Origin of the sequence: Halobacteriovorax sp. RT-1-1 (assembly GCF_047085455.1) — a bacterium.
In the GTDB taxonomy this organism is placed as follows: domain Bacteria; phylum Bdellovibrionota; class Bacteriovoracia; order Bacteriovoracales; family Bacteriovoracaceae; genus Halobacteriovorax_A.
This window is the reverse complement of record NZ_JBKIXZ010000001.1, coordinates 2,019,214-2,039,696: the sequence shown is the minus strand read 5'-3', so window position 1 is coordinate 2,039,696 and position 20,483 is coordinate 2,019,214. Positions and strand designations below refer to the sequence as shown.

At 36.8% G+C, this 20,483-nt stretch carries 24 protein-coding genes; 13 read left to right on the top strand and 11 right to left on the bottom strand.

Annotation, left to right across the window (positions count from 1 at the left end; all coding sequences use genetic code 11):
- Positions 1 to 89: 89 nt before the first annotated feature.
- The 3 genes from ACMAWV_RS09885 to ACMAWV_RS09875 all read left to right on the top strand — a co-directional run bounded on the left by ACMAWV_RS09885 (position 90) and on the right by ACMAWV_RS09875 (position 2,819).
- Positions 90 to 944, top strand: a complete 855-nt coding sequence (locus ACMAWV_RS09885) for an MBL fold metallo-hydrolase (protein WP_412469456.1) — start codon at positions 90 to 92, stop codon at positions 942 to 944.
- Between the two features lie 70 nt (positions 945 to 1,014).
- Entirely contained in the window at positions 1,015 to 2,349 is a 1,335-nt protein-coding gene (mgtE, locus tag ACMAWV_RS09880; RefSeq protein ID WP_103217031.1) for a magnesium transporter, read from the top strand.
- 80 nt (positions 2,350 to 2,429) lie between these two features.
- Positions 2,430 to 2,819 carry a hypothetical protein gene (locus tag ACMAWV_RS09875; protein ID WP_412469457.1) on the top strand — a complete coding sequence of 130 codons (390 nt, stop codon included), beginning with the start codon at positions 2,430 to 2,432 and terminating at the stop codon, positions 2,817 to 2,819.
- Positions 2,820 to 2,858: 39 nt separating this feature from the next.
- Here ACMAWV_RS09875 and ACMAWV_RS09870 read toward each other — a convergent pair whose 3' ends face one another.
- The gene (locus tag ACMAWV_RS09870; RefSeq protein WP_412469458.1) at positions 2,859 to 3,701 is read right to left on the bottom strand and encodes a hypothetical protein; all 843 of its coding nucleotides are present in this window, start codon (positions 3,699 to 3,701) and stop codon (positions 2,859 to 2,861) included.
- A 170-nt stretch (positions 3,702 to 3,871) separates the two neighbouring features.
- Between ACMAWV_RS09870 and ACMAWV_RS09865 the strand changes: the two genes are divergently transcribed.
- The gene (locus ACMAWV_RS09865) at positions 3,872 to 4,330 is read left to right on the top strand and encodes a MerC domain-containing protein (protein ID WP_392992174.1); all 459 of its coding nucleotides are present in this window, start codon (positions 3,872 to 3,874) and stop codon (positions 4,328 to 4,330) included.
- Here the strand turns inward: ACMAWV_RS09865 and ACMAWV_RS09860 are convergent.
- Both ACMAWV_RS09860 and ACMAWV_RS09855 read right to left on the bottom strand, forming a co-directional pair.
- Positions 4,327 to 5,388, bottom strand: coding sequence for a tRNA-dihydrouridine synthase family protein (locus ACMAWV_RS09860; protein ID WP_412469460.1), 1,062 nt, complete (start codon positions 5,386 to 5,388; stop codon positions 4,327 to 4,329). The genes ACMAWV_RS09865 and ACMAWV_RS09860 overlap by 4 nt on opposite strands.
- Positions 5,343 to 6,050, bottom strand: coding sequence for a TatD family hydrolase (locus ACMAWV_RS09855; protein ID WP_392992171.1), 708 nt, complete (start codon positions 6,048 to 6,050; stop codon positions 5,343 to 5,345). The genes ACMAWV_RS09860 and ACMAWV_RS09855 overlap by 46 nt, the downstream gene beginning before the upstream one ends.
- 140 nt (positions 6,051 to 6,190) lie before the next feature.
- Here ACMAWV_RS09855 and rpsP point away from each other — a divergent pair, with 140 nt between their 5' ends.
- The 3 genes from rpsP to ACMAWV_RS09840 all read left to right on the top strand — a co-directional run bounded on the left by rpsP (position 6,191) and on the right by ACMAWV_RS09840 (position 7,214).
- The gene (rpsP, locus tag ACMAWV_RS09850; protein ID WP_392992170.1) at positions 6,191 to 6,439 is read left to right on the top strand and encodes a 30S ribosomal protein S16; all 249 of its coding nucleotides are present in this window, start codon (positions 6,191 to 6,193) and stop codon (positions 6,437 to 6,439) included.
- 59 nt (positions 6,440 to 6,498) lie between these two features.
- Positions 6,499 to 6,738 (top strand): KH domain-containing protein, encoded by a 240-nt coding sequence (locus ACMAWV_RS09845; RefSeq protein WP_392992169.1) that lies wholly within the window; start codon positions 6,499 to 6,501, stop codon positions 6,736 to 6,738.
- 89 nt (positions 6,739 to 6,827) lie between these two features.
- Positions 6,828 to 7,214 (top strand): response regulator, encoded by a 387-nt coding sequence (locus tag ACMAWV_RS09840; protein WP_392992167.1) that lies wholly within the window; start codon positions 6,828 to 6,830, stop codon positions 7,212 to 7,214.
- A 3-nt stretch (positions 7,215 to 7,217) separates the two neighbouring features.
- On the opposite strand, the gene ACMAWV_RS09835 is transcribed toward ACMAWV_RS09840, so the two are convergent.
- Together ACMAWV_RS09835 and queF are read right to left on the bottom strand one after the other, a co-directional pair.
- Positions 7,218 to 7,424 (bottom strand): twin-arginine translocase TatA/TatE family subunit, encoded by a 207-nt coding sequence (locus ACMAWV_RS09835; RefSeq protein WP_103217038.1) that lies wholly within the window; start codon positions 7,422 to 7,424, stop codon positions 7,218 to 7,220.
- A 22-nt stretch (positions 7,425 to 7,446) separates the two neighbouring features.
- Positions 7,447 to 8,016 (bottom strand): preQ(1) synthase, encoded by a 570-nt coding sequence (gene queF / locus ACMAWV_RS09830; protein WP_392992166.1) that lies wholly within the window; start codon positions 8,014 to 8,016, stop codon positions 7,447 to 7,449.
- Positions 8,017 to 8,080: 64 nt separating this feature from the next.
- Here queF and hemH point away from each other — a divergent pair, with 64 nt between their 5' ends.
- Positions 8,081 to 10,513 (top strand): ferrochelatase, encoded by a 2,433-nt coding sequence (gene hemH, locus ACMAWV_RS09825; RefSeq protein ID WP_392992164.1) that lies wholly within the window; start codon positions 8,081 to 8,083, stop codon positions 10,511 to 10,513.
- A 55-nt stretch (positions 10,514 to 10,568) separates the two neighbouring features.
- Here hemH and bfr read toward each other — a convergent pair whose 3' ends face one another.
- From bfr to ACMAWV_RS09810, 3 genes are all read right to left on the bottom strand, one after another.
- Complete coding sequence (gene bfr / locus ACMAWV_RS09820) at positions 10,569 to 11,051, bottom strand: bacterioferritin (protein WP_103217041.1); 483 nt, start codon at positions 11,049 to 11,051, stop codon at positions 10,569 to 10,571.
- A gap of 67 nt (positions 11,052 to 11,118) precedes the next feature.
- On the bottom strand, positions 11,119 to 11,343 hold the full coding sequence (locus ACMAWV_RS09815; RefSeq protein WP_103217042.1) for a (2Fe-2S)-binding protein: 225 nt from the start codon (positions 11,341 to 11,343) through the stop codon (positions 11,119 to 11,121).
- 96 nt (positions 11,344 to 11,439) lie between these two features.
- Positions 11,440 to 12,303: an ATP-grasp domain-containing protein gene (locus ACMAWV_RS09810; protein WP_412469461.1), complete on the bottom strand. Its 864-nt coding sequence runs from the start codon at positions 12,301 to 12,303 to the stop codon at positions 11,440 to 11,442.
- An 87-nt stretch (positions 12,304 to 12,390) separates the two neighbouring features.
- Between ACMAWV_RS09810 and ACMAWV_RS09805 the strand changes: the two genes are divergently transcribed.
- The 5 genes from ACMAWV_RS09805 to ACMAWV_RS09785 all read left to right on the top strand — a co-directional run bounded on the left by ACMAWV_RS09805 (position 12,391) and on the right by ACMAWV_RS09785 (position 18,067).
- Complete coding sequence (locus ACMAWV_RS09805; protein WP_412469462.1) at positions 12,391 to 13,542, top strand: M14 family zinc carboxypeptidase; 1,152 nt, start codon at positions 12,391 to 12,393, stop codon at positions 13,540 to 13,542.
- A 104-nt stretch (positions 13,543 to 13,646) separates the two neighbouring features.
- Positions 13,647 to 14,561: an agmatinase gene (gene speB / locus ACMAWV_RS09800; RefSeq protein WP_412469463.1), complete on the top strand. Its 915-nt coding sequence runs from the start codon at positions 13,647 to 13,649 to the stop codon at positions 14,559 to 14,561.
- A 21-nt stretch (positions 14,562 to 14,582) separates the two neighbouring features.
- Complete coding sequence (gene speA / locus ACMAWV_RS09795; RefSeq protein ID WP_103217045.1) at positions 14,583 to 16,496, top strand: biosynthetic arginine decarboxylase; 1,914 nt, start codon at positions 14,583 to 14,585, stop codon at positions 16,494 to 16,496.
- 208 nt (positions 16,497 to 16,704) lie between these two features.
- Complete coding sequence (locus tag ACMAWV_RS09790; RefSeq protein ID WP_146037782.1) at positions 16,705 to 17,706, top strand: hypothetical protein; 1,002 nt, start codon at positions 16,705 to 16,707, stop codon at positions 17,704 to 17,706.
- Between the two features lie 79 nt (positions 17,707 to 17,785).
- Entirely contained in the window at positions 17,786 to 18,067 is a 282-nt protein-coding gene (locus ACMAWV_RS09785) for a hypothetical protein (protein ID WP_103217047.1), read from the top strand.
- On the opposite strand, the gene ACMAWV_RS09780 is transcribed toward ACMAWV_RS09785, so the two are convergent.
- From ACMAWV_RS09780 to ACMAWV_RS09770, 3 genes are read right to left on the bottom strand one after another with little or no spacing between them, the layout of a single operon-like run.
- Positions 18,064 to 18,525: an EVE domain-containing protein gene (locus ACMAWV_RS09780; RefSeq protein ID WP_412469464.1), complete on the bottom strand. Its 462-nt coding sequence runs from the start codon at positions 18,523 to 18,525 to the stop codon at positions 18,064 to 18,066. The genes ACMAWV_RS09785 and ACMAWV_RS09780 overlap by 4 nt on opposite strands.
- An 11-nt stretch (positions 18,526 to 18,536) precedes the next feature.
- Positions 18,537 to 19,403 (bottom strand): polyamine aminopropyltransferase, encoded by an 867-nt coding sequence (gene speE, locus ACMAWV_RS09775; protein WP_103217049.1) that lies wholly within the window; start codon positions 19,401 to 19,403, stop codon positions 18,537 to 18,539.
- A 27-nt stretch (positions 19,404 to 19,430) separates the two neighbouring features.
- Positions 19,431 to 20,363, bottom strand: coding sequence for an adenosylmethionine decarboxylase (locus tag ACMAWV_RS09770; RefSeq protein ID WP_103217050.1), 933 nt, complete (start codon positions 20,361 to 20,363; stop codon positions 19,431 to 19,433).
- Positions 20,364 to 20,483 lie beyond the last annotated feature (120 nt).

Sequence of the window (20,483 nt, the reverse complement as noted above, 5' to 3'; positions counted from 1 at the left end):
TAAATCACCAAAACTTAAGTGAATTTTTAAGTGATTTTCATTTTGTGATGCACAATGTAAATATGCCTCAAGGATTAGGAGAATTTTAAATGTTGATCCACTCTTTTTTTGATAAAGACACTAATACTCTGACTTATATCATTTACTCTTTGGCAACAAAGAAGGCAGTGGTTGTTGATCCCGTTTTAAATTTTGACTACGCTAGTGGATCTGTGTCAACAAAAGAAGTCGAACTCATCGACGAGTTTTTAAAAGCAAATAATTTAGAGCTAACTTATATCTTTGAGACTCATGTTCATGCTGATCATTTATCTGGTGCATCGAGCCTAAAGAAATTTTATCCAAATGCAAAAATTGTCATTCATGAAAATATAAAGCAGGTACAAGTTGTCTTTAATCAAGCTTACCGTTCACAAGTTAAAGAGGATGGCTCTCAATTCGATTTATTAACACGAGAAGGAGAAACTTTTAAAGTTGCAGATGATCTTGAAGTTGAAATTATTGAAACACCTGGTCACACGCCTGCTTGTATGAGCTTATATGTAAATAAAGAAGCGTTATTTGTAGGAGATGCGATCTTCATGCCTGATATGGGAACAGGGCGATGTGATTTTCCTAAAGGCAGTGCGGATGACCTTTATGAATCCATACAAAAAATCTATGCCTTAGATGATAATTGTACCATCTACGTCGGTCATGATTATGGGCCTGGTGGACGTGAGATTATGTTTAAGACTACTGTAGGAAAACAAAAGCGTAATAATATACAATGCAAGGCAAGTACTTCTAAAGATGAGTTCTTAAGCTTTCGAACAACTAGGGATGCACACTTAAGCGCTCCAAGGTTACTGATTCCTAGTATTCAGTATAATATGAATGGGGGAGAGTTTATCTTTAATGAAGAGGATGGGGCACCATTTTTGAAAGTTCCAGTTAAATTATAAAATCTAACTAGCTAATTTTATTTAAGTTTATACTTAGAATGTCGATTAGTACTTTGTGGGAGCAAACTAAATGACAAACGAAACTCATCCAGAAATTGAGAACACGATGCAATTTACTAAAATTGGTATCGCCCTTAAAGATTGGCCTTCTCTTTCTGAGTCTGAGCGTCTCTCAACTTTTAATAGTATGTCTGAAGAAGAGGCATTGGACTTCTTTGACTCTCTTGATTCAAACTACCAAGCTGATTTATTTGAACAATTTGACCGCGATCTTAAAAGACGTTGGGCAAATGACTTGGCCTATGATGACTTGGCCGATATTCTTCAACTTCTCGATCGAGACCAAGTAGAAGAAACTCTATCTCTTTTAGCAAAGCATGCGCGTGTTGAGGTAATGGCCCTAATGGCCTATGCCGAAGACGTTGCCGGTGGTCTAATGAACTCCAATTATATTCGCCTGCGTGCAAATATGATGGTGGAAGAGGCCATTCGCTATATTCGTACTCAAACGCTGAGTAATGTTGAAACGATCTATTATACTTATGTTATCGATGCTTCTCAAAAGCTTTTAGGGGTGGTTTCTTTGCGAGAGCTCTTTGGTGCACGTGATGGTCAAAAAGTATCAGAGCTTATGAGTAGTGGACAGGATCTAATTGCGATCCCCGATAATATGGACCAGGAAGAGATTGGGCGTGTGTTTGCCCGTCACGACCAGGTTGTTCTTCCTGTTGTTGATGAAGAATTTCGTATGAAAGGTATCATTACAGTTGATGATATCATTAAAGCGGTAGAAGAAGAGACGACAGAAGATATGCAAAAGATCGGTGCCGTTGAGTCTCTTGATGCTCCTTATCTTGAAGTTGGTTTTTTTGAAATGGCAAGAAAGCGTCTAGGCTGGCTTATCATTCTCTTTATTGGCCAGATGTTAACGGCAACTGCCATGACTCACTTTGAAAATGCCATTGCTCAAACCGTTGCTCTTGTAACATTTATACCTTTAATTATTTCATCAGGTGGAAACTCGGGCTCGCAAGCTTCTACACTTGTTATTCGCGCCCTTGCTCTTGGTGAAGTTAAAAATTCTGATACTGTCAGAGTCTTTTTCCGTGAAATCGGCTCAGGACTTTTCATGGGGCTTATTCTAGGGGTTTTTGGTTTTTTAAGAATTTATTTTTGGCCTCATGCAAATGAAATTTACGGCCTAAACTTTGCTCGAATTTCCATGATCGTTGGCTTCAGTATTGTTTGTATTGTGACGTGGGGAACTCTTGTGGGTTCAATGCTGCCATTTATTCTTAAGAAGCTTCGCTTTGACCCGGCCACGGCCTCGACTCCGTTTGTTGCAACAATTTGCGATGTTACGGGAATCATTATCTATTTCTCTATTGCTCACGCGCTCCTATAGCTTATGGTAAATACCTCAGGGGGGAGTGTTTATGTTTCATCGACCATGCTAAATATCAGAAAAAATATTTAGGAGAGTTTATGAAATTAGCTTTGGTAATTTTAGTAAGTGCATTTAATTTTTATGCAGTAGCTGGTCTACAAACTTTAAGAATTGTTGATTTAGCAACAGTATCTTCAACGAGTTGTTATACGGCCGAACAAGAAGAGTCAGGAAGTATTTCTTCAGTTAGCTTTTATCTTGGTAACTATAGCGGTGAAGGTGAGGATAGAACATTTAATTATTATGAAACTTCAGAGACTTATTATGCATCATCTGTAGTTTGTAAGAGTATCAAGTTATTTAATAAAGCATTTGATAGCTCTCTTCCTCAGGAAGAGAAGGTATTTAAGTTATTTGTTGATATGAATGATCACATAAAGGGATTTATGCTGCGAAATAGTGATAAAGTTTTATTTTTTGAAGAGTAGAGTTTTATAAGAAAAGGCCCTCAAGTGAGGGCCTTTTTTTTATTTTGATTTTTTCTTTGCCGTTTTCTTTGCCGTCTTTTTGACTACTTTCTTTGCTGCTTTTTTTGGTGCAGCTTTCTTTGCTGTTTTCTTAGCTACCTTCTTTGCTGTTTTCTTCGTAACTTTCTTGGCAACTTTCTTGGCAACTTTTTTGGCAGTCTTCTTAGCTACTTTCTTTGCTGCTTTCTTCGCAACTTTCTTGGTAACTTTTTTGGCCGTCTTTTTAGCTACCTTCTTTGCAGTTTTCTTTGCAGTTTTCTTTGCAGTCTTCTTCGCTGTCTTTTTGGCCACTTTTTTCGCAACCTTCTTTTCTGCTTTTTTAGCTACTTTCTTTGTCGCTTTCTTTACAACCTTCTTAGCTTCTTTCTTAGCATCTTGTGCTTTCTTTGATAGATCATTAGCAACTTTCTTAGTCGTGCGTTTAACTTCGTTTACCGCTTCTTCAACATCATCTGACATCTCTTTTGCGGCCTTTGCAACTCTGTTAATTGCTTTCTTTGTCGACTTCTTAACATTCTGATATGTTTCAATATGACCAATGGCCTCTAATTCTTTTTCAATAAGCTTGTCGTATTCAGCTAGAACTTTCATTGGATCTTTACCCAGGCGATCTAGTTCTTGTTGAAGCTCTTCAAAGAATTTTTCAACCTTATGCTTTTGTACATTTACTTTGTCATAGCGAAAACGAAAGTGAGCATAGAGTTCATCATATTTCTCACTACCTTCTTCTTGAATTCTTTCTAACAGGTGTCTACACTTTTTCACAATCTCATCACTTGATGACGTTAGCGCATGTTTGGCCTGTTTGTTCTTCTTTTTTAAAAAATCGTCTAAACCACTCATTGTTTCCCCCTGTAGCAAGATTATCTTGATACACGTAAATAATATTACGTTATAAAGTGTAACGTATTAGAAAGTATTTTCAACACTTTAATGATGGTATTTTTTTAATATTTACTTGCTTTGAGTCACAGAATTCTCTATATATACTTATATCAATCAATTGGACGCTTATGGACAACGAAATGGAAGAAGTAAAAACAACAAAATATGACGAATCAGCGGATCGAGCAGGACTGATTGTTTCTGTCCTATGTTGCCTACATTGCATGGCAATCCCGCTATTGATTATTTTTGTTCCTTCACTTGCTAGCTATTTCGAAAATCCATTAATTCATAGTCTTGCGATTTTTATAATTGTGCCTGTTGGACTTTACGCTTTTATAAAAAATCTAAAGGTTCATAATGATAGAAGACCACTTTTTATTGGAATTCTTGGTATGGCCACTATTTTAGTTGGTCACTTTAACCAGTACTTCCTAGCAGAGCATGCTGGTCATATGCATATGCACACTCATGCACATTCAATTGGTACTGTAGAAGTTGTTGCCTCAATTATTGGTGGTCTAGCTCTTATTGCAGCACACTTACTTAATATCAAACTATGTCGCTGTAACCACTGCGAGCACTAATAACGTAAGTTTGTTCTTTGTGAAATTTTTAACGATGAGTTGCTCATATAAAGATCAATGGCATCGTTATATTCTTTGGCCGTCTCTAGTGCAAAGAGCTTCTTCGTAAAGCTATGCCCGAAGTTTAGCCATACATGTCCGACTTTTAAAAAGAAGCGAATGCGTTTAAGTGCTGCTTTTTTATCAAAGTATTTAAAACAAGCGTTCACGTAAGCCTTCACAAACTCACCATAATAGCTAGCATGGAGATAAGGGTCTTCACTTAGAAATTGCTGTTGAAATTCATTAAGTTTATGGCCTTGCTGGGCCGCAAACTGTGTTATTAACCAGGGCTTGGCAGTTAAAGAGCGACCTAGCATTACTGCTTGGCAACCTGTCTCTATAAGCATTTGAGAAATATCGCCGTGATCTTGAATATCTCCATTCCCGATAATAGGAAGATCGATACTTTCTTGTAAGTATTTAATTTGTTCCCAATCAGCGACACCCTTTCTTTTTTGGGCCGCAAGTCTTGGATGTAAGATAAGCCAATCGGCACCAGCTTCTTTAAGGGCATGGCAGAAGTCTAAAAGAAAGCTCTTATCATTTTGATGGCCCGCCCTAAGCTTTACAGAAACAGGTACTGTGGCATGTCTTTTAACCATCTCTACAACACTTGCCGCGTATTTAGTATCTCCCATTAAAGAGACGCCGTAATTGTGTTTTAAGGCCTTCTTAACCGGACAGCCCATGTTGATATCGATTGCACTTGCTCCCCAGCTCTCAAGCTTAGGGATGGCCTTTTCAATATATCTCTCTTCGTTGCAAAGAATTTGCGGATAGAGGCCGTAATCGAGCTCACTTTTAAATGTCTCAGGAGTTTCACCTAGAATTTGGTCAGGGAGCCTTCTTGAATTTAACATCTCTGTGGCCCACAAGGTCTTCATCTCACTTGGAAAGTAAGGTCTTAGTGCATCTCTAAGGGCGACATGTGATAAACCAACCATTGGCGCAAGAAGGGCCTTGAATTCTATTAAGTCGTTAAATTTCTGCCAAGAAGGCGAGATAGGTTGTGCCAAATTCTTTCCTTTAGATCTGTTAGCTCGAGCTCTTGTCTAGTGGCAAACTCTTCATAAATATGAGAAATCTCCACATCGCTACGATCATCAGTTTCAAAGAAGATATACTCTAAGTCCACTTTATTATTCAAGATGGTGCTGCGTATTTTCGCATTAGAGGATTCATAGAAGCGTGGACCTAGGCTTGTATAAATCTGGCGCTCATGACAGTCATTCAAATCCTTGAACGTGCCGTTAAAGTCATGAAGCACCCAGGCAGTATGTCCTTGATAGAATTTATGAAGACGAAAGATATCAGATAGACATCTCACATTATGAATAATTAGAGGCTTTCCAAGTTCATTGGCCAACTCGATATGCCAGCTAAAGATTTTTTCTTGTTCTCTAAGATCTGTTTCAATGGCACGGTCCAGGCCTGCTTCTCCAACCATAAGGCAATTGTCTAAGCGACACATCTTCTTTACCTCTTCAAAGCTAGTTACGGCATCAGAGAGCTTCCATGGGTGGACTCCTGCGCTGTAATATTGACCATCTACAGGTAAGTCATTGATTTGCGGTGAGTAGGAATAGATGCAGAAATCCTCAATAGAGGTCGTTTTATTCGGTCCCGAATGGCCGTGAAGGTCGATAAATTTTGCACTTTCGCTTTCTTTGCTTGTCATATGGCATATATTTTAATACATTACCGTTCTAATTAAAAATTTGAAAAAAGATATTGCTTATCTTTTTAAAATCAATTATTTATTTAGGAATTATTTAATATATTTATTATAAGCGTTACAAATTGATGTAGGAGTACTTAATGTTAACAATTAGATTACAACGCGGTGGTAGAACTCACATGCCTATTTACACAATCGTTGCAGCTGACTCAAGAAATGCAAGAGACGGAAAATTCAGCGAGAAGTTAGGTCAATATAACCCACAACTTAAAGAAAATAACCTTATCGACGTTAAAGCTGAGAGAATCACTGAGCTTGTTGGTAAAGGTGCTACAATTTCTGATACTGTAAGAACACTTCTAAAGAAGAACAAAGTTACTCTTAACTAGTAATTTTTTGTTTTTCATTTAAAAAAGCATAAACGGCATTTTTGTAGAAGGAGTTCATGATGAGTGAGTTAAAAGACTTAATCAATACAGTTAGTCGCGCATTAGTTGATATGCCAGAGCAAGTAGAAGTAAACGAGATTGTTGGTGAACAAACAACAGTTATCGAACTTAAGGTTGATAAAACTGACCTTGGTAAAGTTATTGGGAAGCAAGGGAAAACAGCTCGCGCACTAAGAACAATTCTTAATGCTGCTTCAACTAAGTTGAAAAAAAGATCTGTTTTAGAAATTATAGAATAATTTACTTGAATCAATAAATATTGTGTTTTAAAAAGACCTATCGAAAGATAGGTTTTTTTATTTTTGTTTAAACGAAAGCGAGCACATATATGATTGAAACAATGACGATGTCACAGAATCCTGAAGTAAAGCGTATTTTACTGGTTGATGACCAAGTAGAGATACTGGAGCTCTTACAAGATGCTCTTCGTATGGAAGGTTATGAAGTCGATGCATGTGCTGATGCTAGTGCTGCCTTAAGTGCACTAGGTGAGCATACTTATTCACACGTTATTTCTGATTATCAAATGCCCGAAGTAAATGGAATGGAATTGGCCACAAGAGCACAAGGTGTTCTTAAGGAGAAGATGCCTCCATTTATTCTTGCAACAGGTGATTGTTCGATTAATTCTGATACGATTAAGGGCAAAGGTGTTAGTGGTATTCTACCAAAACCATTTACCCTTAAGCAGGTAATAACTGTTCTACAGAGCTAGAAACTAGCTATTCTTATTTTCGTTATTTGATTGGTCTTCGATTTTACTAGCAGTATTAGTGTTATTCTGCTCATCTTCCTCTTTAAGTCCATGCTTAAAGCCTGTGATGGCCTTTCCAAGAGACTTTCCAAGTTCTGGAAGCTTCTTACCTCCAAACAGTAGAACAATAATAGCTAGGATAATTAAACTTTCAGTAATTCCAAGGCTCATATTTTCCTCATTTTACGCTAAATTAATAAATTTTAGATAAGTCCATTGTATACTTACCTGGAGCATATTCGCTAAACCTTTTTGCACGAATATCCTTATAAATCTTCTTATTGTTGGAATTTGAGGCATATGGATAGATGCAAATTCCACCTCTTGGCGTAAATTCACCAATAACTTCAACGTATTTTGGCTTCATTAGCTTGTTTAAATCGTCACAAATTTTTTGCACACAATCTTCATGGAAATCACCATGATTTCTAAAACTAAATAGGTATAGTTTTAATGATTTAGATTCAACCATCTTCTTGTCCGCAATATAGTTAATATAGATACGAGCAAAGTCTGGTTGTCCTGTTTTTGGGCATAGTGAAGTGAACTCTGTACAGACAAAAGTAGTCCATGCATCACTTCCAGGGTTTTTGTTGTCAAAAGCTTCTAGGACCTCTGGAGCATAAGTATCCGGGTATTCAGTGTTGGCCGAACCAAGAGCAAATGCGTCTAGCTCTTTTACATTTCTTCCTTTTGGAGATTGTTTAGGTTTTGACTTTGATTTTGTTTCTGTTTTCTTGATAGATTTTTTCGATGCTGACATTTATCGACTCTCTTGAATTATTTTGATAGGTTATATTTACTTAATTTAACATTATCAAGGAACAATGGCAATGCGTCATGATCATTTAACATTTCCAGTTGGTAAAAAAGGTGAGCACAAGGTCACTAAAGTTGTTCTTGTTCAACTTGGTTCTCCAAAGTCACCATCAACTTCAGATGTACGAAAATATTTAAAAGAGTTCTTGGCCGATCCACGAGTTGTGGATATTGATCCACGAGTTTGGAAAATCATTTTAAATCTCTTTGTTCTACCTTTTAGGCCAAAGAGGTCGGCAGCTCTTTATAGTAGAATATGGGAGGGAAGTGAATTTCCTCTAACTAGAATCACGCGTGAGTTTACCCATCGAGTAAATGAGCTAACGCCTGAGCATATCGAAGTTGAGCACGCGTTTCTACTTTGTGAGCCAAAAGTTGCAGACGTTTATGCTAAGTGGGAAAAAGAGCTTGATGAGAGAAGAGATCCAGCTCAAAAGTTAATTGTTATTCCAATGTTTCCACAATACTCGGAATCGACAATTGCAAGTGGGATCGATTTCTTTGGAAAGCTTTTAGAAACTAAGGTTAGGATTCCAAACTTTGAAGTCATTACAAACTTTCATCGTCTACATGCTTTTATTGATAATTCGGTTGCAAAGATCAATGAGAAGTTGGCCAATGAAAATATCGATGATCTCGTTATCTCTTTTCACGGGATTCCAAAGAGGAGAGTCATCTATAAGAAAGATCCATATTATCAACACTGTTTTGAAACTTTCGAGTTAATCAAGAGAGGCGTCGTAGGGATTGATCCAGAAAAGATTCATATGACTTATCAATCTCGCTTTGGCAGTGAAGAGTGGCTAACTCCTTATACAGATGAGTATACGGCCAACCTTGCAAAAGCTGGTGCAAAGAATATTGCTGTTTATTGTCCAGCGTTCGTTGCGGATTGTTTAGAAACGATTGATGAGATTGGAACTGAGTTACAAGAAGAAGTTGAAGAGTATGGTACTCACATTCATGCAATTGAATGTTTAAATGACGACGAAAATTGGGCCAAGGGTTTTGCTAATTACGTTGAAACTCTTTGTGAGAATCCAAAAGAAGTTGAAAAAATCGAATACCAAATAGAAGAGGAAAAATACATGGATATGCCAAAGCAAACAATGGAATCAGAGCCATTAAGTGATAATGCTAAGAAGTCGCTTAAAATTGTCTTTTTAACATTATTCTTAGATCTTGTGGGATTCTCAATTATCTTCCCTCTATTTCCAGCACTTGCTAAGTATTATTTAACAGTTGATGCCGATAACGTTTTCTTAAAAGCAATCTTTGGCTCGATTGATACGCTAACACAAGCAGGGGGAGCAAGTAACTTCTCTGCCATCGTTCTTTTTGGTGGTGCGCTTGGTGCACTTTATTCTCTGTTACAATTTGTTGCAGCACCTATTTGGGGAACGATCTCAGACCGTATTGGAAGAAAGCCAGTTCTGCTAGTTTCTGTGTTTGGTCTTTTTATCAGTTATGTCCTATGGGCCGTTGCTGGTAATTTTACAATCCTAATTATTGCAAGATTCATTGGTGGGATCATGGGTGGAAATATCTCAACAGCAACTGCTGTTGTGGCCGATGTGACAACTAATAAGAACCGCTCTAAAGGAATGGCAACAATCGGTATTGCCTTTGCCCTAGGTTTTATTATTGGGCCAGCAATGGGTGGAATTCTTTCTCTATTTGATCTAACAAAGTTTTATCCAGTTCTTGCTGACTATGGTGTAAATCCTTTTTCAATGGCCGCAATTGTCGCTGGTGTTCTTTCGTTATTTAACTTAATTAATTTATTTAATAAGTTTGATGAAACACTTCCTGAAGCGAAGCGCGGAAAACATGAAAGTGAAAGAAGTGCTAACCCAATTACTCTTTTTAAGCCTCTTCCGTACAAAGGTGTTAACCTTACAAACTTTGGTTACTTCTTATTCTTACTAGCATTTAGTGGGATGGAGTTTACATTAACTTTCCTTGCAGCAGAAAGACTAAGTTACTCATCAATGGATAATGCTTATATGTTTATCTTTATTGGTTTAATCTTAGCTCTTGTTCAAGGTGGTTATGTTCGCCGTAAGGCACATACTGTAGGTGAGAAGCGTATGGCACTTCAAGGCCTTGTGACAATTATCCCGGGTCTTATTCTTATTGGATTTGCACAATCTTCTTGGTTAGTTTACGCAGGTTTATTTTTCTTAGCAGTGGGATCATCTTTAGTTATCCCTTGTCTAACTTCGCTTGTTTCAATGTATTCTCCGGCACAGAGTCAGGGACATGTTATTGGTGTTTTTAGATCGCTTGGAGCATTAGCAAGAGTGATTGGGCCAATTGTTGCCTCTCTTGTTTACTGGCGCTATAGTTCGGCAGCACCTTACTATCTTGGAAGTATCTTTTTGATTATTCCAATTCTTATGATTGCAAGACTACCAAGTCCACAAGAAACAAATGAATAGTCTGCCATACAGATAAAAGAAAAGCCTCGCTTTGCGAGGCTTTTATCATTTTGGACTAGTGTCCCGTTTTCATTTCAATTTGCGATTGCATGTAATTTTCGATACCAACTTTCTCAATTAAAGATAGTTGAGTCTCTAACCAATCCACGTGCTCTTCTTCAGAGTCAAGAATCTTTGAAAGAAGATCGCGAGAAACATAATCTTGCTTCTTTTCACAAAGTTCAATTGCTTCTTTAAGTAATGGTACAGTTTCAGCTTCTGTTTCAAGATCAGCTTCGATGATCTCTTTTACATTTTGACCGATTCTAATTCTTTCAAGCTTTTGAAGATTAGGAAGTCCCTCTAAGAATAGAATTCTCTTAATTACTTCATCAGCATATTTCATCTCATCAATACTTGCTTTGTATTCAAGATGGCCAATCTTATCGAGTCCCCAGTCTTCAAGCATTCTTGCATGAAGAAAATACTGATTAATGGCCGTTAATTCTTTTGTAAGAACATTATTTAATGCTTTGATTACGTCTTGATCACCTTTCATGATTAATCCCTTTCATTAATTTACTATGGATTAATGCTATAGAAGATTGGGATGTGTTTCAAGGATTTTATTTTTTGACTGGAGTTAAGTTATTCTTAACCTCATTGCCTTGCTCATTTTGATTCGATTTGAGGTTCTTCTTAGCAAGACCGGCAGAGACTTGTTCTAATAAGCAAACACCGCATGAGTTACCGATTCCAAGGCTGTTGATTACCTCTTTCTCTGTTTGTCCCTGCTTTATCGCATTATCGAGCATATCTTGTGTAATGGCGTTACAAATACAAATATACATTTACTTGTCTCCTCATTTGATCTTATCGTCAAAAGTTTTGTTAATCAAACAAAAAATTGAAGAATGATATAGAAATTTGGAGGGTCTAATATAATTTCAGTGGTTTATGACTTTTTCAACGAAGTATTGGGCCATCGTTGAACGGTATTGGGAAGATAATAGTAGCTCATCGCTGTGACTCATTCCGGGACATCCGTTCACTTCAACAAGCTTATATTGGCCATCTATGGTCTCAAGAATATCAATGCTGATGAAGTAGAAATCTAAGGCGTTTGAAACGCTCGTGGCCAATTCTAAAACCTTAATTGGGACATTCTCTTCGTTAACTAGAATTGTGTTACTAGCGGCAAAGTTTAGAATGTGAAATGCTTCTTCACTTGCCTTAGGCGTCTTCTTTATAACGAGCTTTTGAATTCTTTTAGAATGAATATTTTTAAAAAGCAGCACGCGCCATTCTGCACACAACTCAATATAAGGCTGGATAATATAATTTAGATCTCCCTTACGCAGTAACTCTTGTCGATCTTTTAGAATATCTGTTGAAGGAAAAACTCCCTTTGCCTGTAGGCCTCTAGTCGTTTTAATAATCCACTTCGATTGCGTGTCACAATAATGAGGCTCTTGTTGCAGTGAATAGGTTTGTATTAAATGTGAAGGCGCTAGAACTTCCTTAAAAAACGGCCATTGTTTATACTTATCTCTAAGGATTCGTGAACAAGTGATAGGGTTGATGACTTTTTTATTGCTAAGTGTGGCCAATTTTTCAAGGTCATCATCATTATAGCTTAGTCCCGTGTTACGATTAATCACGAGATCGGCCCAGGCCAACTCTTCATAACTTACGGAGTAAGGATCACTGAATCGGCACGAATGAGTTGCTTCTGTGATCGCTGCTTCGAGTTGAACACAAGCATAAAGCTTTGGGTTCGTGGTTAAGATGAGTAAGTTTAGACTTTCCATATTGCGTAATATCTCACTAAAATATTGAATATCTATAAATTATATATGATATTATAACACTATACTAATTTGGCCTTAATGGTAGCTATGAATCGATTATCAAAATTTAATTACACAATTTTATTCTCATTAATTATCTTTTTACTTTCTTGCTCTGGTGTTGAGGTTATTGAAAATGGCCAACTCAATAAGGAAGTTGTTGTTACCAATAGTGCTGAGCATAGTGATCATCAGGGGGAAGTGGCCAGAAAGAAAATCGAGCACCCGAAAAATGATGTTAAAAGTGATAAGTTCAATTTTACTGACCACTCACATAAGAATGAATTTTCAGCAGTAAAGAATACAAAGCGCGTTGAGTCTTTTTGTGGCGATATTGATGCCAAGTTTAAAAAATATGGTTGGGGTAAGTCTCATTGTGATTCATATAAATGGATTCATGTAAGAGATACTCATCAGGGCCGTCCTATTATGTGGACTGTTTTTGGTGATGAAGAAGAACACAAGCAAGAACCTAAGAATATGACTTTAGTTCTATGTGGTGTGCATGGTGATGAAATCACTCCAATTAAATTCTGCTTTGATATCCTTCACCATCTCTATCACGAAGTAGCGACAATTGAAGGTCAAAAAAAGCTTAAGGATAATCTTGTGGCAGTTGTTCCAATTGTTTCTCCTGATTCATTCTTTAAGAAAAGACCAACTCGAACAAATTCTCGTGGCATTGATCCTAACAGAAATTTTCCAACTAAAGATTGGGAGAATAAGGCCCTTCATCTTTGGAAAACTCGCTACGGAGCTGCTAAAAGAAGGTTCCCTGGTAAGGTGGCAAATTCTGAGCAGGAAACAATATTCCAAGTAAATATTATTGCTCGTTATAACCCAAATAAGATCATTACTGTTCACGCACCTCTAACTATTCTCGACTATGATGGACCGGTTGTTTCAAATCATATTCATGAAGAAGATGGCCTTGCTCTAAAGGCAGAAGAGCTTCTAAATACAATGAGTGAAAAGGCCAATGGTTACCGCGTAAAAAATTATCCTTTCTTTCCTGGAAGCTTAGGGAATTACGCTGGAAATGAGAGAAAGATTCCTACTTACACACTTGAACTTCCTTCAAGTGATAACCGCAATCATAAGAAGTATTGGAAGATGTTTCGTGAGTCAATTGACTTCGCTGTTTTCCATGCTCCAATGACTCGATCGGACGTTACGGCCAGAAAGAACCGAATTGATTAAAGTTTAGTCATTTTAGTTACTTAATGGGCCTTTAGGGGCCACTTTTTTACACTTTCATATCAATTTAAATTGACTGAAATTCCATTAGGATTTATTAGTAGCCTATGGAAAAGAACTTATGGAAATTAGCGGGCCTAGAGGCTCCAAGTACCCCTTATGATATGGCAATTGTTACTGACGAAGTTAGGCCTCACAGCGTCAACCTTGTTGGTTTTGGTTTTGATGGAACGGCCTGTTTTAGAAAAGGAACACGCCTTGGGCCAGATGCCTTAAGAGAAGTCTCGGACGGTATTGAAACGTATTCACCATATCTCGATCTTTCGACTGAAGATTGCACTTTCTATGATCTTGGAAATCTTCCTGTTGCTGATCAGCAAGAAGAGAGTTGGAAAGTTGCAACTGCTTGTTTCGAAAAAAACTTCGACCATATTAATTTAAAAGAAAATGATATTAAGATTATGACTCTTGGTGGAGAACATTCAATTTCTTATGCACCAATTAAAAAGTACCTTCATGATTTTGACGATCTAATGCTTATTCATCTTGATGCGCATGCAGATCTTCGTGATGGTTATTTAGGCTACCATTACTCACATGCTTCAATTATTAAAAGAAGTCTTGATCACTTTGGTCCAAAGCATAACCTCATTCAATATGGGATTCGCTCTGGAACGAAAGAAGAATATGATTATATGAATGAGCATGGAACAATTGCAAAGTCTCGCGCAGAGTTCTTAGACCGAGTTCGTGCGATTCCTGCAGAACGTCCTGTTTATTTAACTCTGGATCTTGATTATTTTGATCCAAGTTTCTTTCCGGGAACAGGAACACCTGAGCCTGGTGGAGAGGATTTCCATTCATTCATCAGTTTTGTTAAAATCCTACTAGAAAAGAATATAGTAGGTTGTGATATTGTTGAGCTTGCCCCTGAGATTGACTCTTCTGGGAATAGTTCTGTTTTTGCTGCGAAAGTTGTAAGAGAGATGATCCTACTACTGACTAGTAAAACGAAGTCTTAATAAGAAAAGGAAATTTAAGTAATGACAAATGAGACTTGGACAATTCAAGATTCTGATCGCCTCTACAACGTAAGTAAGTGGAGTAACGGTTATTTTAAAATTGAAGAAAACGGACAACTTAAAGCAACTCCAAATCCAAATAAGAATGTTGGAATTGTTATTAATGACGTTATTGAAGAAGCTAAAGAACAAGGGATTCAATTACCACTAGTAATTCGTTTCCATGATATTTTACGCTCACAAGTTAAGCTTTTAAATAATACCTTTCAAAAGGTAATTGATGATGAAGATTACCGCGGAAAATTCTTTGGTGTTTATCCTGTTAAGGTAAACCAAATGAGAGAAGTTGTAGAAGAAATCGTTGATGCAGGCTCTCGTTATAATTATGGACTAGAAGCTGGTTCAAAGCCTGAGCTTTTATCTGCACTTGCATATAATAATAATGCTGATTCTCTTACTGTACTTAACGGTTACAAGGATCGTGATTATCTAAAACTTGCTATTCTTGGTGCAAAACTAGGACGCAAGGTTTTTGTTGTTATTGAAAAATTCTCTGAACTTCGTATGCTTGTAGAGTTAGGCAAGGAGCATGGAGTAATTCCATTTATTGGTATTCGTGGACGCATGTCTGTAAAAGGCCGTGGTAAATGGGAATCAAGTGGAGGCGATAAGGCCAAATTTGGTTTAACGACTTCTGAAATTATCTTAGCTATTGAATATTTAAAAAAGCATGATCGTCTTGATATGCTAAAACTTTTCCACTTCCATATTGGATCTCAAATCACTGATATTCGCTCGATTAAAGAAGCAATTGAAGAGGGTTCTCGCATCTATTGTAAGATGCAAAAGATTGGAGCTCCTCTGCAGTACTTTGATGTTGGAGGTGGACTTGGTGTTGATTACGATGGAACAAACTCGACAAATGATTCATCAATTAACTATTCAATCACTGATTATATTACTGATATCGTTTATGGACTAAAGTCTGTTTGTGATCTTGAGGGTGTTGAGCATCCACATATTATTACTGAGAGTGGCCGTGCAATTACTGCACACCACAGTTGTGTTATCACTAATATTATCGGTGAAATCGATAATACAAAAATTGAGTTTTCAACTAAGCAAGAAACTGGTGAGCATAACCTTGTTACAGAAATGAGACAAGTTGGTGAAGTTCTTGCAAAGACTAAAAATTGGCAAGAAGCATATAACGATGCAATGAAGATTAAGTCGGATTCAATTCATGCATTCAAACTTGGTATTCTAGAGCTTGAAGAGCGTGCAAAAATTGAGACAATGCACCTTCGCATCTTAAAGGAAATTAGTACATTAGTTCCAGAAGAAGATTTTCAATCAGAGCTAATGGAAGATTTAGAAAATACTTTAAGTGGCCAATACCTTTGTAACTTTTCAGTTTTCCAATCTGCATGTGATAGTTGGGCAATTGAGCAAGTGCTACCTGTTGTTCCATTGACTCGCTTAAATGAAAAGCCTGGTAAGAGATCAACACTTGCTGATATTACTTGTGATAGTGATGGTAAGATTGATCGCTTCTATGACCCAGATGAAGGGTTTAAGAAAACAATTGCTGTACATCAACTAACTGAAGGTGAGGAGTACCGTATTGGAATCTTCCTAACAGGTGCTTACCAAGATGTAATGGGTGATATGCACAACTTATTTGGGCGTGTAAATGAAGTTCACGTTTATGCAGATAGCGATGATCCAAAAGGATTCTATATCGAAGAAACAGTTGAAGGAAACTCTGCTCGTCAGGTTCTTTCAACAATGCAATATAACCCAGAGTTTATGGCATTTAAGGTTAAGCGTTATATCGATCGCCAAGTTTCTCGTGGCCGCATTCGTCCACGTGATGGTGTATCACTTGTAGACTTCTATGAGGATTGCCTTAAGAGTTACACTTATCTTAAATAAAACGGACGTAACTTATTAGTTACATTGTAAAATTATCGGTCCCTGATAATTGACTTACTTACTTTAGTGTTTGATAATTATTGTATTATTAAAAGAAAGTTTGTCAGGGATCGATAACATGTCTTTAAAATTTGAAAAGAATTCAACCAAAACAGCTAAATCACCAACATCTAAAACTAATTATTTCATTATATGTACACTGTCTTTAATGACACATGGTGTATTAATTTACAATTGGCTCATCACAAGAAGCTTATATAACTTAATCTTCATGGTTGCTGCCATTGCTTTTGCTATCTTTGCTATGATTCCAATGATCAAAGAGTATTACGCAAAAGTAAGACTCTTTAATGATTCAGAGTTACTTCGTTTAGAAGTTGATCGACTAAAAAATGATATCAAGGATTTGAAAGATAGTAAGAAGTCTCTTCAGATTAAACTTTCTCAGGAAATGGATATTGTTTCTGGTCAAAAAGAACAAATCTCTGAATATGAACTAATGACGATTGAACTTCAAAATACAATGGAAGATATCAAGGACCAGCTGCTTGTTGTTAATGATGGCCATAAGGGTATGGAATCAATCGTTGATGCAGTTAATGAGTTAAGAGAGAAAGGTCTTGAGTTCATTAAAGAGCTACCAAAGCAAAAAGATGCACAACTTCAAGCAGAGCAAGGGGATGTGAAGTTCAAGGAAACATTTGAAAAGTTCATGAGTGAATTCCAAGATATGAAAGATATCATCTTTCAACTTAAAACACTTAGCTTTCGCGTTGATGTTCAAGCAAGTCTTCTAAATGACTCAGAAATGACTCAAAGTAGTAGCGAACTTGAAGGACTAAGTCGCAATCTTGCTAAATTCTTCAATAATGTTATTGGCCTACTTTCAAACCTAGAAGAGACATATCGTGGAAATCAAGATGAGCTTATTGAGAAGCTTTCTAAATGTCGTGATGAAATGGACTCTTTCCTAGATTCAAAGCAAGACATTGCTTGTGAAATAGAAGAAGTAAGAGGACAAATCGAGGCCGCTAGCGAAATTATTGCAACTAAAATGGATTTAGTTGAAGAAACTATTGGCAGTGAGGAGAATTCTCTTTCTGACTTTCTAGACGATGAAGACGTTGATGCAGACTCTGAAATCGTAAAAGAAAATACAATGATTTCAGCTACTAACGCTCAAAATTTAGATTCTCAAATAATTCAATAATTCATATATTAAAATATTTTAATCTTTTTACCGATACTTCTCATGTCAGCGACAAAGCTGATGTGAGGAGTAACGGGAAATGCCAATTCAGGACCTATCAAATGTCGATCTAAGTGCTGCCGATAGTACACAAGAATCAAGTGTGCAGGAGTATAAATTTGGTGGTGTTCATGGCCATAACGACCTCTCACATCTTTCTCTCTATTATAAACAACCTATTAAAGCTCTTATTGGACGAACAGGAATTGTTATTCTTAGTTTTTTTACAATAGGGCTTATCTTGTCATTTGTGACTTTATTCCTTAGTTATACAACCTTTGGAAGAGAGTTTTTACAAACTCTAGTCTTTAAAATTTTCTAAGAAATATCTTTTAAAATAGTGCTCGCAATTTGTTTGGGAATAGGCATGATTGAAAGGCGAGAACCCTTCTTTACAAGAGGCATCTCATCGTAGCGAGGATCTGCTTTCATCTCTTTAAGGGTTAGTGCTTTTGGAAATTTTTCGACAAATTTTACATCCACAAGAAACCAACGAGGATTATTAGTCGTGGCCTTAGTGTCAAAGTACTTTGATTTTTCATCGAATTGAGTTTTATCTGGATGAGACTCTTTGACAACTTCAGCAAGTCCCACAATTGCTGGCTCCTTACAACTTGAGTGATAGAAGAAGACCTTGTCTCCAAGCTTCATTTCATCTCTCATGAAGTTACTTGCCTGATAATTTCTCACACCATCCCAAGACTCCGTTTGTTTCGGTCTTCTTGCAAGGTCATCAATTGAGAAAGCATCAGGTTCGCTTTTAAAGAGCCAGTACTGCATGAACTAAGTCCTTATGGGTTTTGGATTAAACCTTCAAGATTCTTCTTCATAAATGTTGGCAGATAGAAAGCTGCCTTATGAAGTCCTGCATTGTAGTAAGAGAACTCAAGTCCAGATTCTGCTACTGCTTCTTCTCTAAAGTCATTAATTGGGTGAGTGTCGCCTTTAGTTGCAAAAGTAAATGACCACAGTCCACCAGGGTAAGTTAGGTTAGAGAAGTTATAGATAAATGTATTTTTGAAAATATCATTTAAAACACCAAGCATACTCTTTTGAATCTCTGCTTCAAACCAAGGTGATTCACCTTGAGAAACAACGATACCATTATCTGCAAGACACTTATTTACGTTTGTGTAAAATTCTGGACCAAATAGAGGGGCCGCTGGACCGATTGGATCAGTAGAGTCGATAATGATAACATCAAACTTTTCAGTAGTTTCTTGAACAAATTTAACACCGTCACCGATGATAAGGTCTAATTTTGGATGACCTTTAAGTACTTCAGCAGTTTGTGGAATGAATTCCATACATGCTTCACATACGGCGCCATCAATTTCAACCATTGTACACTTCTCAACAGAAGCGTGGCGAAGAACTTCTCTTGCTGTACCACCGTCACCACCACCGATAACGAGAACGTTTTTTGGATTAGGGTGAACAAATAATGGAACGTGAGAAATCATGTCGTGATAAGCGATTTCATCTCTTTCCGTTACCATTACTAGACCGTCGTTAAGAAGCATTTTTCCATGCCCTTTTGTTTCAACAACGTCTACTGTTTGGAATTCTGTTTTTTTCGAGTAAAGAACGTTCTCGACTTTATATCTCATTCCGTAAAAATCTTTATATCTTTCTTCAATCCATAGGTTACTGTGCATAGTTGTCTCCTAAAATATTTAAATTAATTAAAGTAATTTGTAAGGTTTTAAGCGGTTTGTACGTAGCTTGTAAAAATGAGAAAAGTACATGATGTATCCACATTTTAAGAAGCTTTCAACTTGCGTCTTTGCCTTGTATTCACCTGGGTTAACATTTAAACCACATGTCCCGTCTTGATTAGGGCAGAACTCGATGAAGTCATAAGAAATTGGTTCCATGGCATCGATTAGAACACTTGCAATTTCTTTCATATCAATATCAGTTTCAAAACTAATATATGGGCACTCTTCTTGCGGAGTAATATGGCAAGTGAAGTAGTTATCATCTTTAATCGCATTTAAAGAATATCCGTAAGGATTGAAAACAAAATCATCTAGTTCAAATCCTGGAAGAATCTTATCAAGCTTTAATAAGTCTCTAATTTGATTTTTTGTCACATTCTCATCTGTAAGAAGTTTTCTTGCTTCACAAGAGATCTCATACATTAGAAGCTCATAAGTATGATCATCTGCTGAAGGAGTGTATTCTTGATCTAGAAAATAAATATAATTGTGATGGTCGTCGATATTTCCAAAACGAAGCGCTGTTCCATTAAATTTATTTTCTAATAATTTTATATCATCCATAAAAGTTGAGTGCTGCATATGTGAGAAGTACTCATTCTTTCTTTGAAATATAAGTTGTTTAATTGAATCCTTGCCATATTCGCTTGTGAAGAAATCAATGGCCTGAATCAATGTCGTTTGTCCACAAGTGATGATAAGCATACGATCTTCCCAAACAAATAGGGAAGATTCTGAAAGTAGGAAAGCTTTCAGTTTGTCATTCTTTACACTAGATAGGATTGTCGCTTTCGCTTTTTCAACTAGCTGGGCCCAAAATGTATCAGGGATTTCTAGTAAGTTAAGGCCATCTTTAACGATAATTTCGGCCTTCTTTTCTGAACCTTCAAAAATCATAATTCATCCAATTTTAAATGCATTTATACCTGCTTACTTTACGCAAGTACTCAATATTACAACTAATTTTAATATCACATCTTATTGCTTGTGGGCCCATCAGGCAAGTAATAAGGAGCA

What these genes read in the sequence shown, in the direction of transcription:
- ACMAWV_RS09885 (WP_412469456.1), top strand. Translation starts at nt 90, where the DNA reads ATGTTGATCCACTCTTTTTTTGATAAAGACACTAATACTCTGACTTAT.
- mgtE (WP_103217031.1), top strand. Translation starts at nt 1,015, where the DNA reads ATGACAAACGAAACTCATCCAGAAATTGAGAACACGATGCAATTTACT.
- ACMAWV_RS09875 (WP_412469457.1), top strand. Translation starts at nt 2,430, where the DNA reads ATGAAATTAGCTTTGGTAATTTTAGTAAGTGCATTTAATTTTTATGCA.
- ACMAWV_RS09870 (WP_412469458.1), bottom strand. Translation starts at nt 3,701, where the DNA reads ATGAGTGGTTTAGACGATTTTTTAAAAAAGAAGAACAAACAGGCCAAA.
- ACMAWV_RS09865 (WP_392992174.1), top strand. Translation starts at nt 3,872, where the DNA reads ATGGACAACGAAATGGAAGAAGTAAAAACAACAAAATATGACGAATCA.
- ACMAWV_RS09855 (WP_392992171.1), bottom strand. Translation starts at nt 6,050, where the DNA reads ATGACAAGCAAAGAAAGCGAAAGTGCAAAATTTATCGACCTTCACGGC.
- rpsP (WP_392992170.1), top strand. Translation starts at nt 6,191, where the DNA reads ATGTTAACAATTAGATTACAACGCGGTGGTAGAACTCACATGCCTATT.
- ACMAWV_RS09845 (WP_392992169.1), top strand. Translation starts at nt 6,499, where the DNA reads ATGAGTGAGTTAAAAGACTTAATCAATACAGTTAGTCGCGCATTAGTT.
- ACMAWV_RS09840 (WP_392992167.1), top strand. Translation starts at nt 6,828, where the DNA reads ATGATTGAAACAATGACGATGTCACAGAATCCTGAAGTAAAGCGTATT.
- ACMAWV_RS09835 (WP_103217038.1), bottom strand. Translation starts at nt 7,424, where the DNA reads ATGAGCCTTGGAATTACTGAAAGTTTAATTATCCTAGCTATTATTGTT.
- queF (WP_392992166.1), bottom strand. Translation starts at nt 8,016, where the DNA reads ATGTCAGCATCGAAAAAATCTATCAAGAAAACAGAAACAAAATCAAAG.
- hemH (WP_392992164.1), top strand. Translation starts at nt 8,081, where the DNA reads ATGGCAATGCGTCATGATCATTTAACATTTCCAGTTGGTAAAAAAGGT.
- bfr (WP_103217041.1), bottom strand. Translation starts at nt 11,051, where the DNA reads ATGAAAGGTGATCAAGACGTAATCAAAGCATTAAATAATGTTCTTACA.
- ACMAWV_RS09815 (WP_103217042.1), bottom strand. Translation starts at nt 11,343, where the DNA reads ATGTATATTTGTATTTGTAACGCCATTACACAAGATATGCTCGATAAT.
- ACMAWV_RS09810 (WP_412469461.1), bottom strand. Translation starts at nt 12,303, where the DNA reads ATGGAAAGTCTAAACTTACTCATCTTAACCACGAACCCAAAGCTTTAT.
- ACMAWV_RS09805 (WP_412469462.1), top strand. Translation starts at nt 12,391, where the DNA reads ATGAATCGATTATCAAAATTTAATTACACAATTTTATTCTCATTAATT.
- speB (WP_412469463.1), top strand. Translation starts at nt 13,647, where the DNA reads ATGGAAAAGAACTTATGGAAATTAGCGGGCCTAGAGGCTCCAAGTACC.
- speA (WP_103217045.1), top strand. Translation starts at nt 14,583, where the DNA reads ATGACAAATGAGACTTGGACAATTCAAGATTCTGATCGCCTCTACAAC.
- ACMAWV_RS09790 (WP_146037782.1), top strand. Translation starts at nt 16,705, where the DNA reads ATGACACATGGTGTATTAATTTACAATTGGCTCATCACAAGAAGCTTA.
- ACMAWV_RS09785 (WP_103217047.1), top strand. Translation starts at nt 17,786, where the DNA reads ATGCCAATTCAGGACCTATCAAATGTCGATCTAAGTGCTGCCGATAGT.
- ACMAWV_RS09780 (WP_412469464.1), bottom strand. Translation starts at nt 18,525, where the DNA reads ATGCAGTACTGGCTCTTTAAAAGCGAACCTGATGCTTTCTCAATTGAT.
- speE (WP_103217049.1), bottom strand. Translation starts at nt 19,403, where the DNA reads ATGCACAGTAACCTATGGATTGAAGAAAGATATAAAGATTTTTACGGA.
- ACMAWV_RS09770 (WP_103217050.1), bottom strand. Translation starts at nt 20,363, where the DNA reads ATGATTTTTGAAGGTTCAGAAAAGAAGGCCGAAATTATCGTTAAAGAT.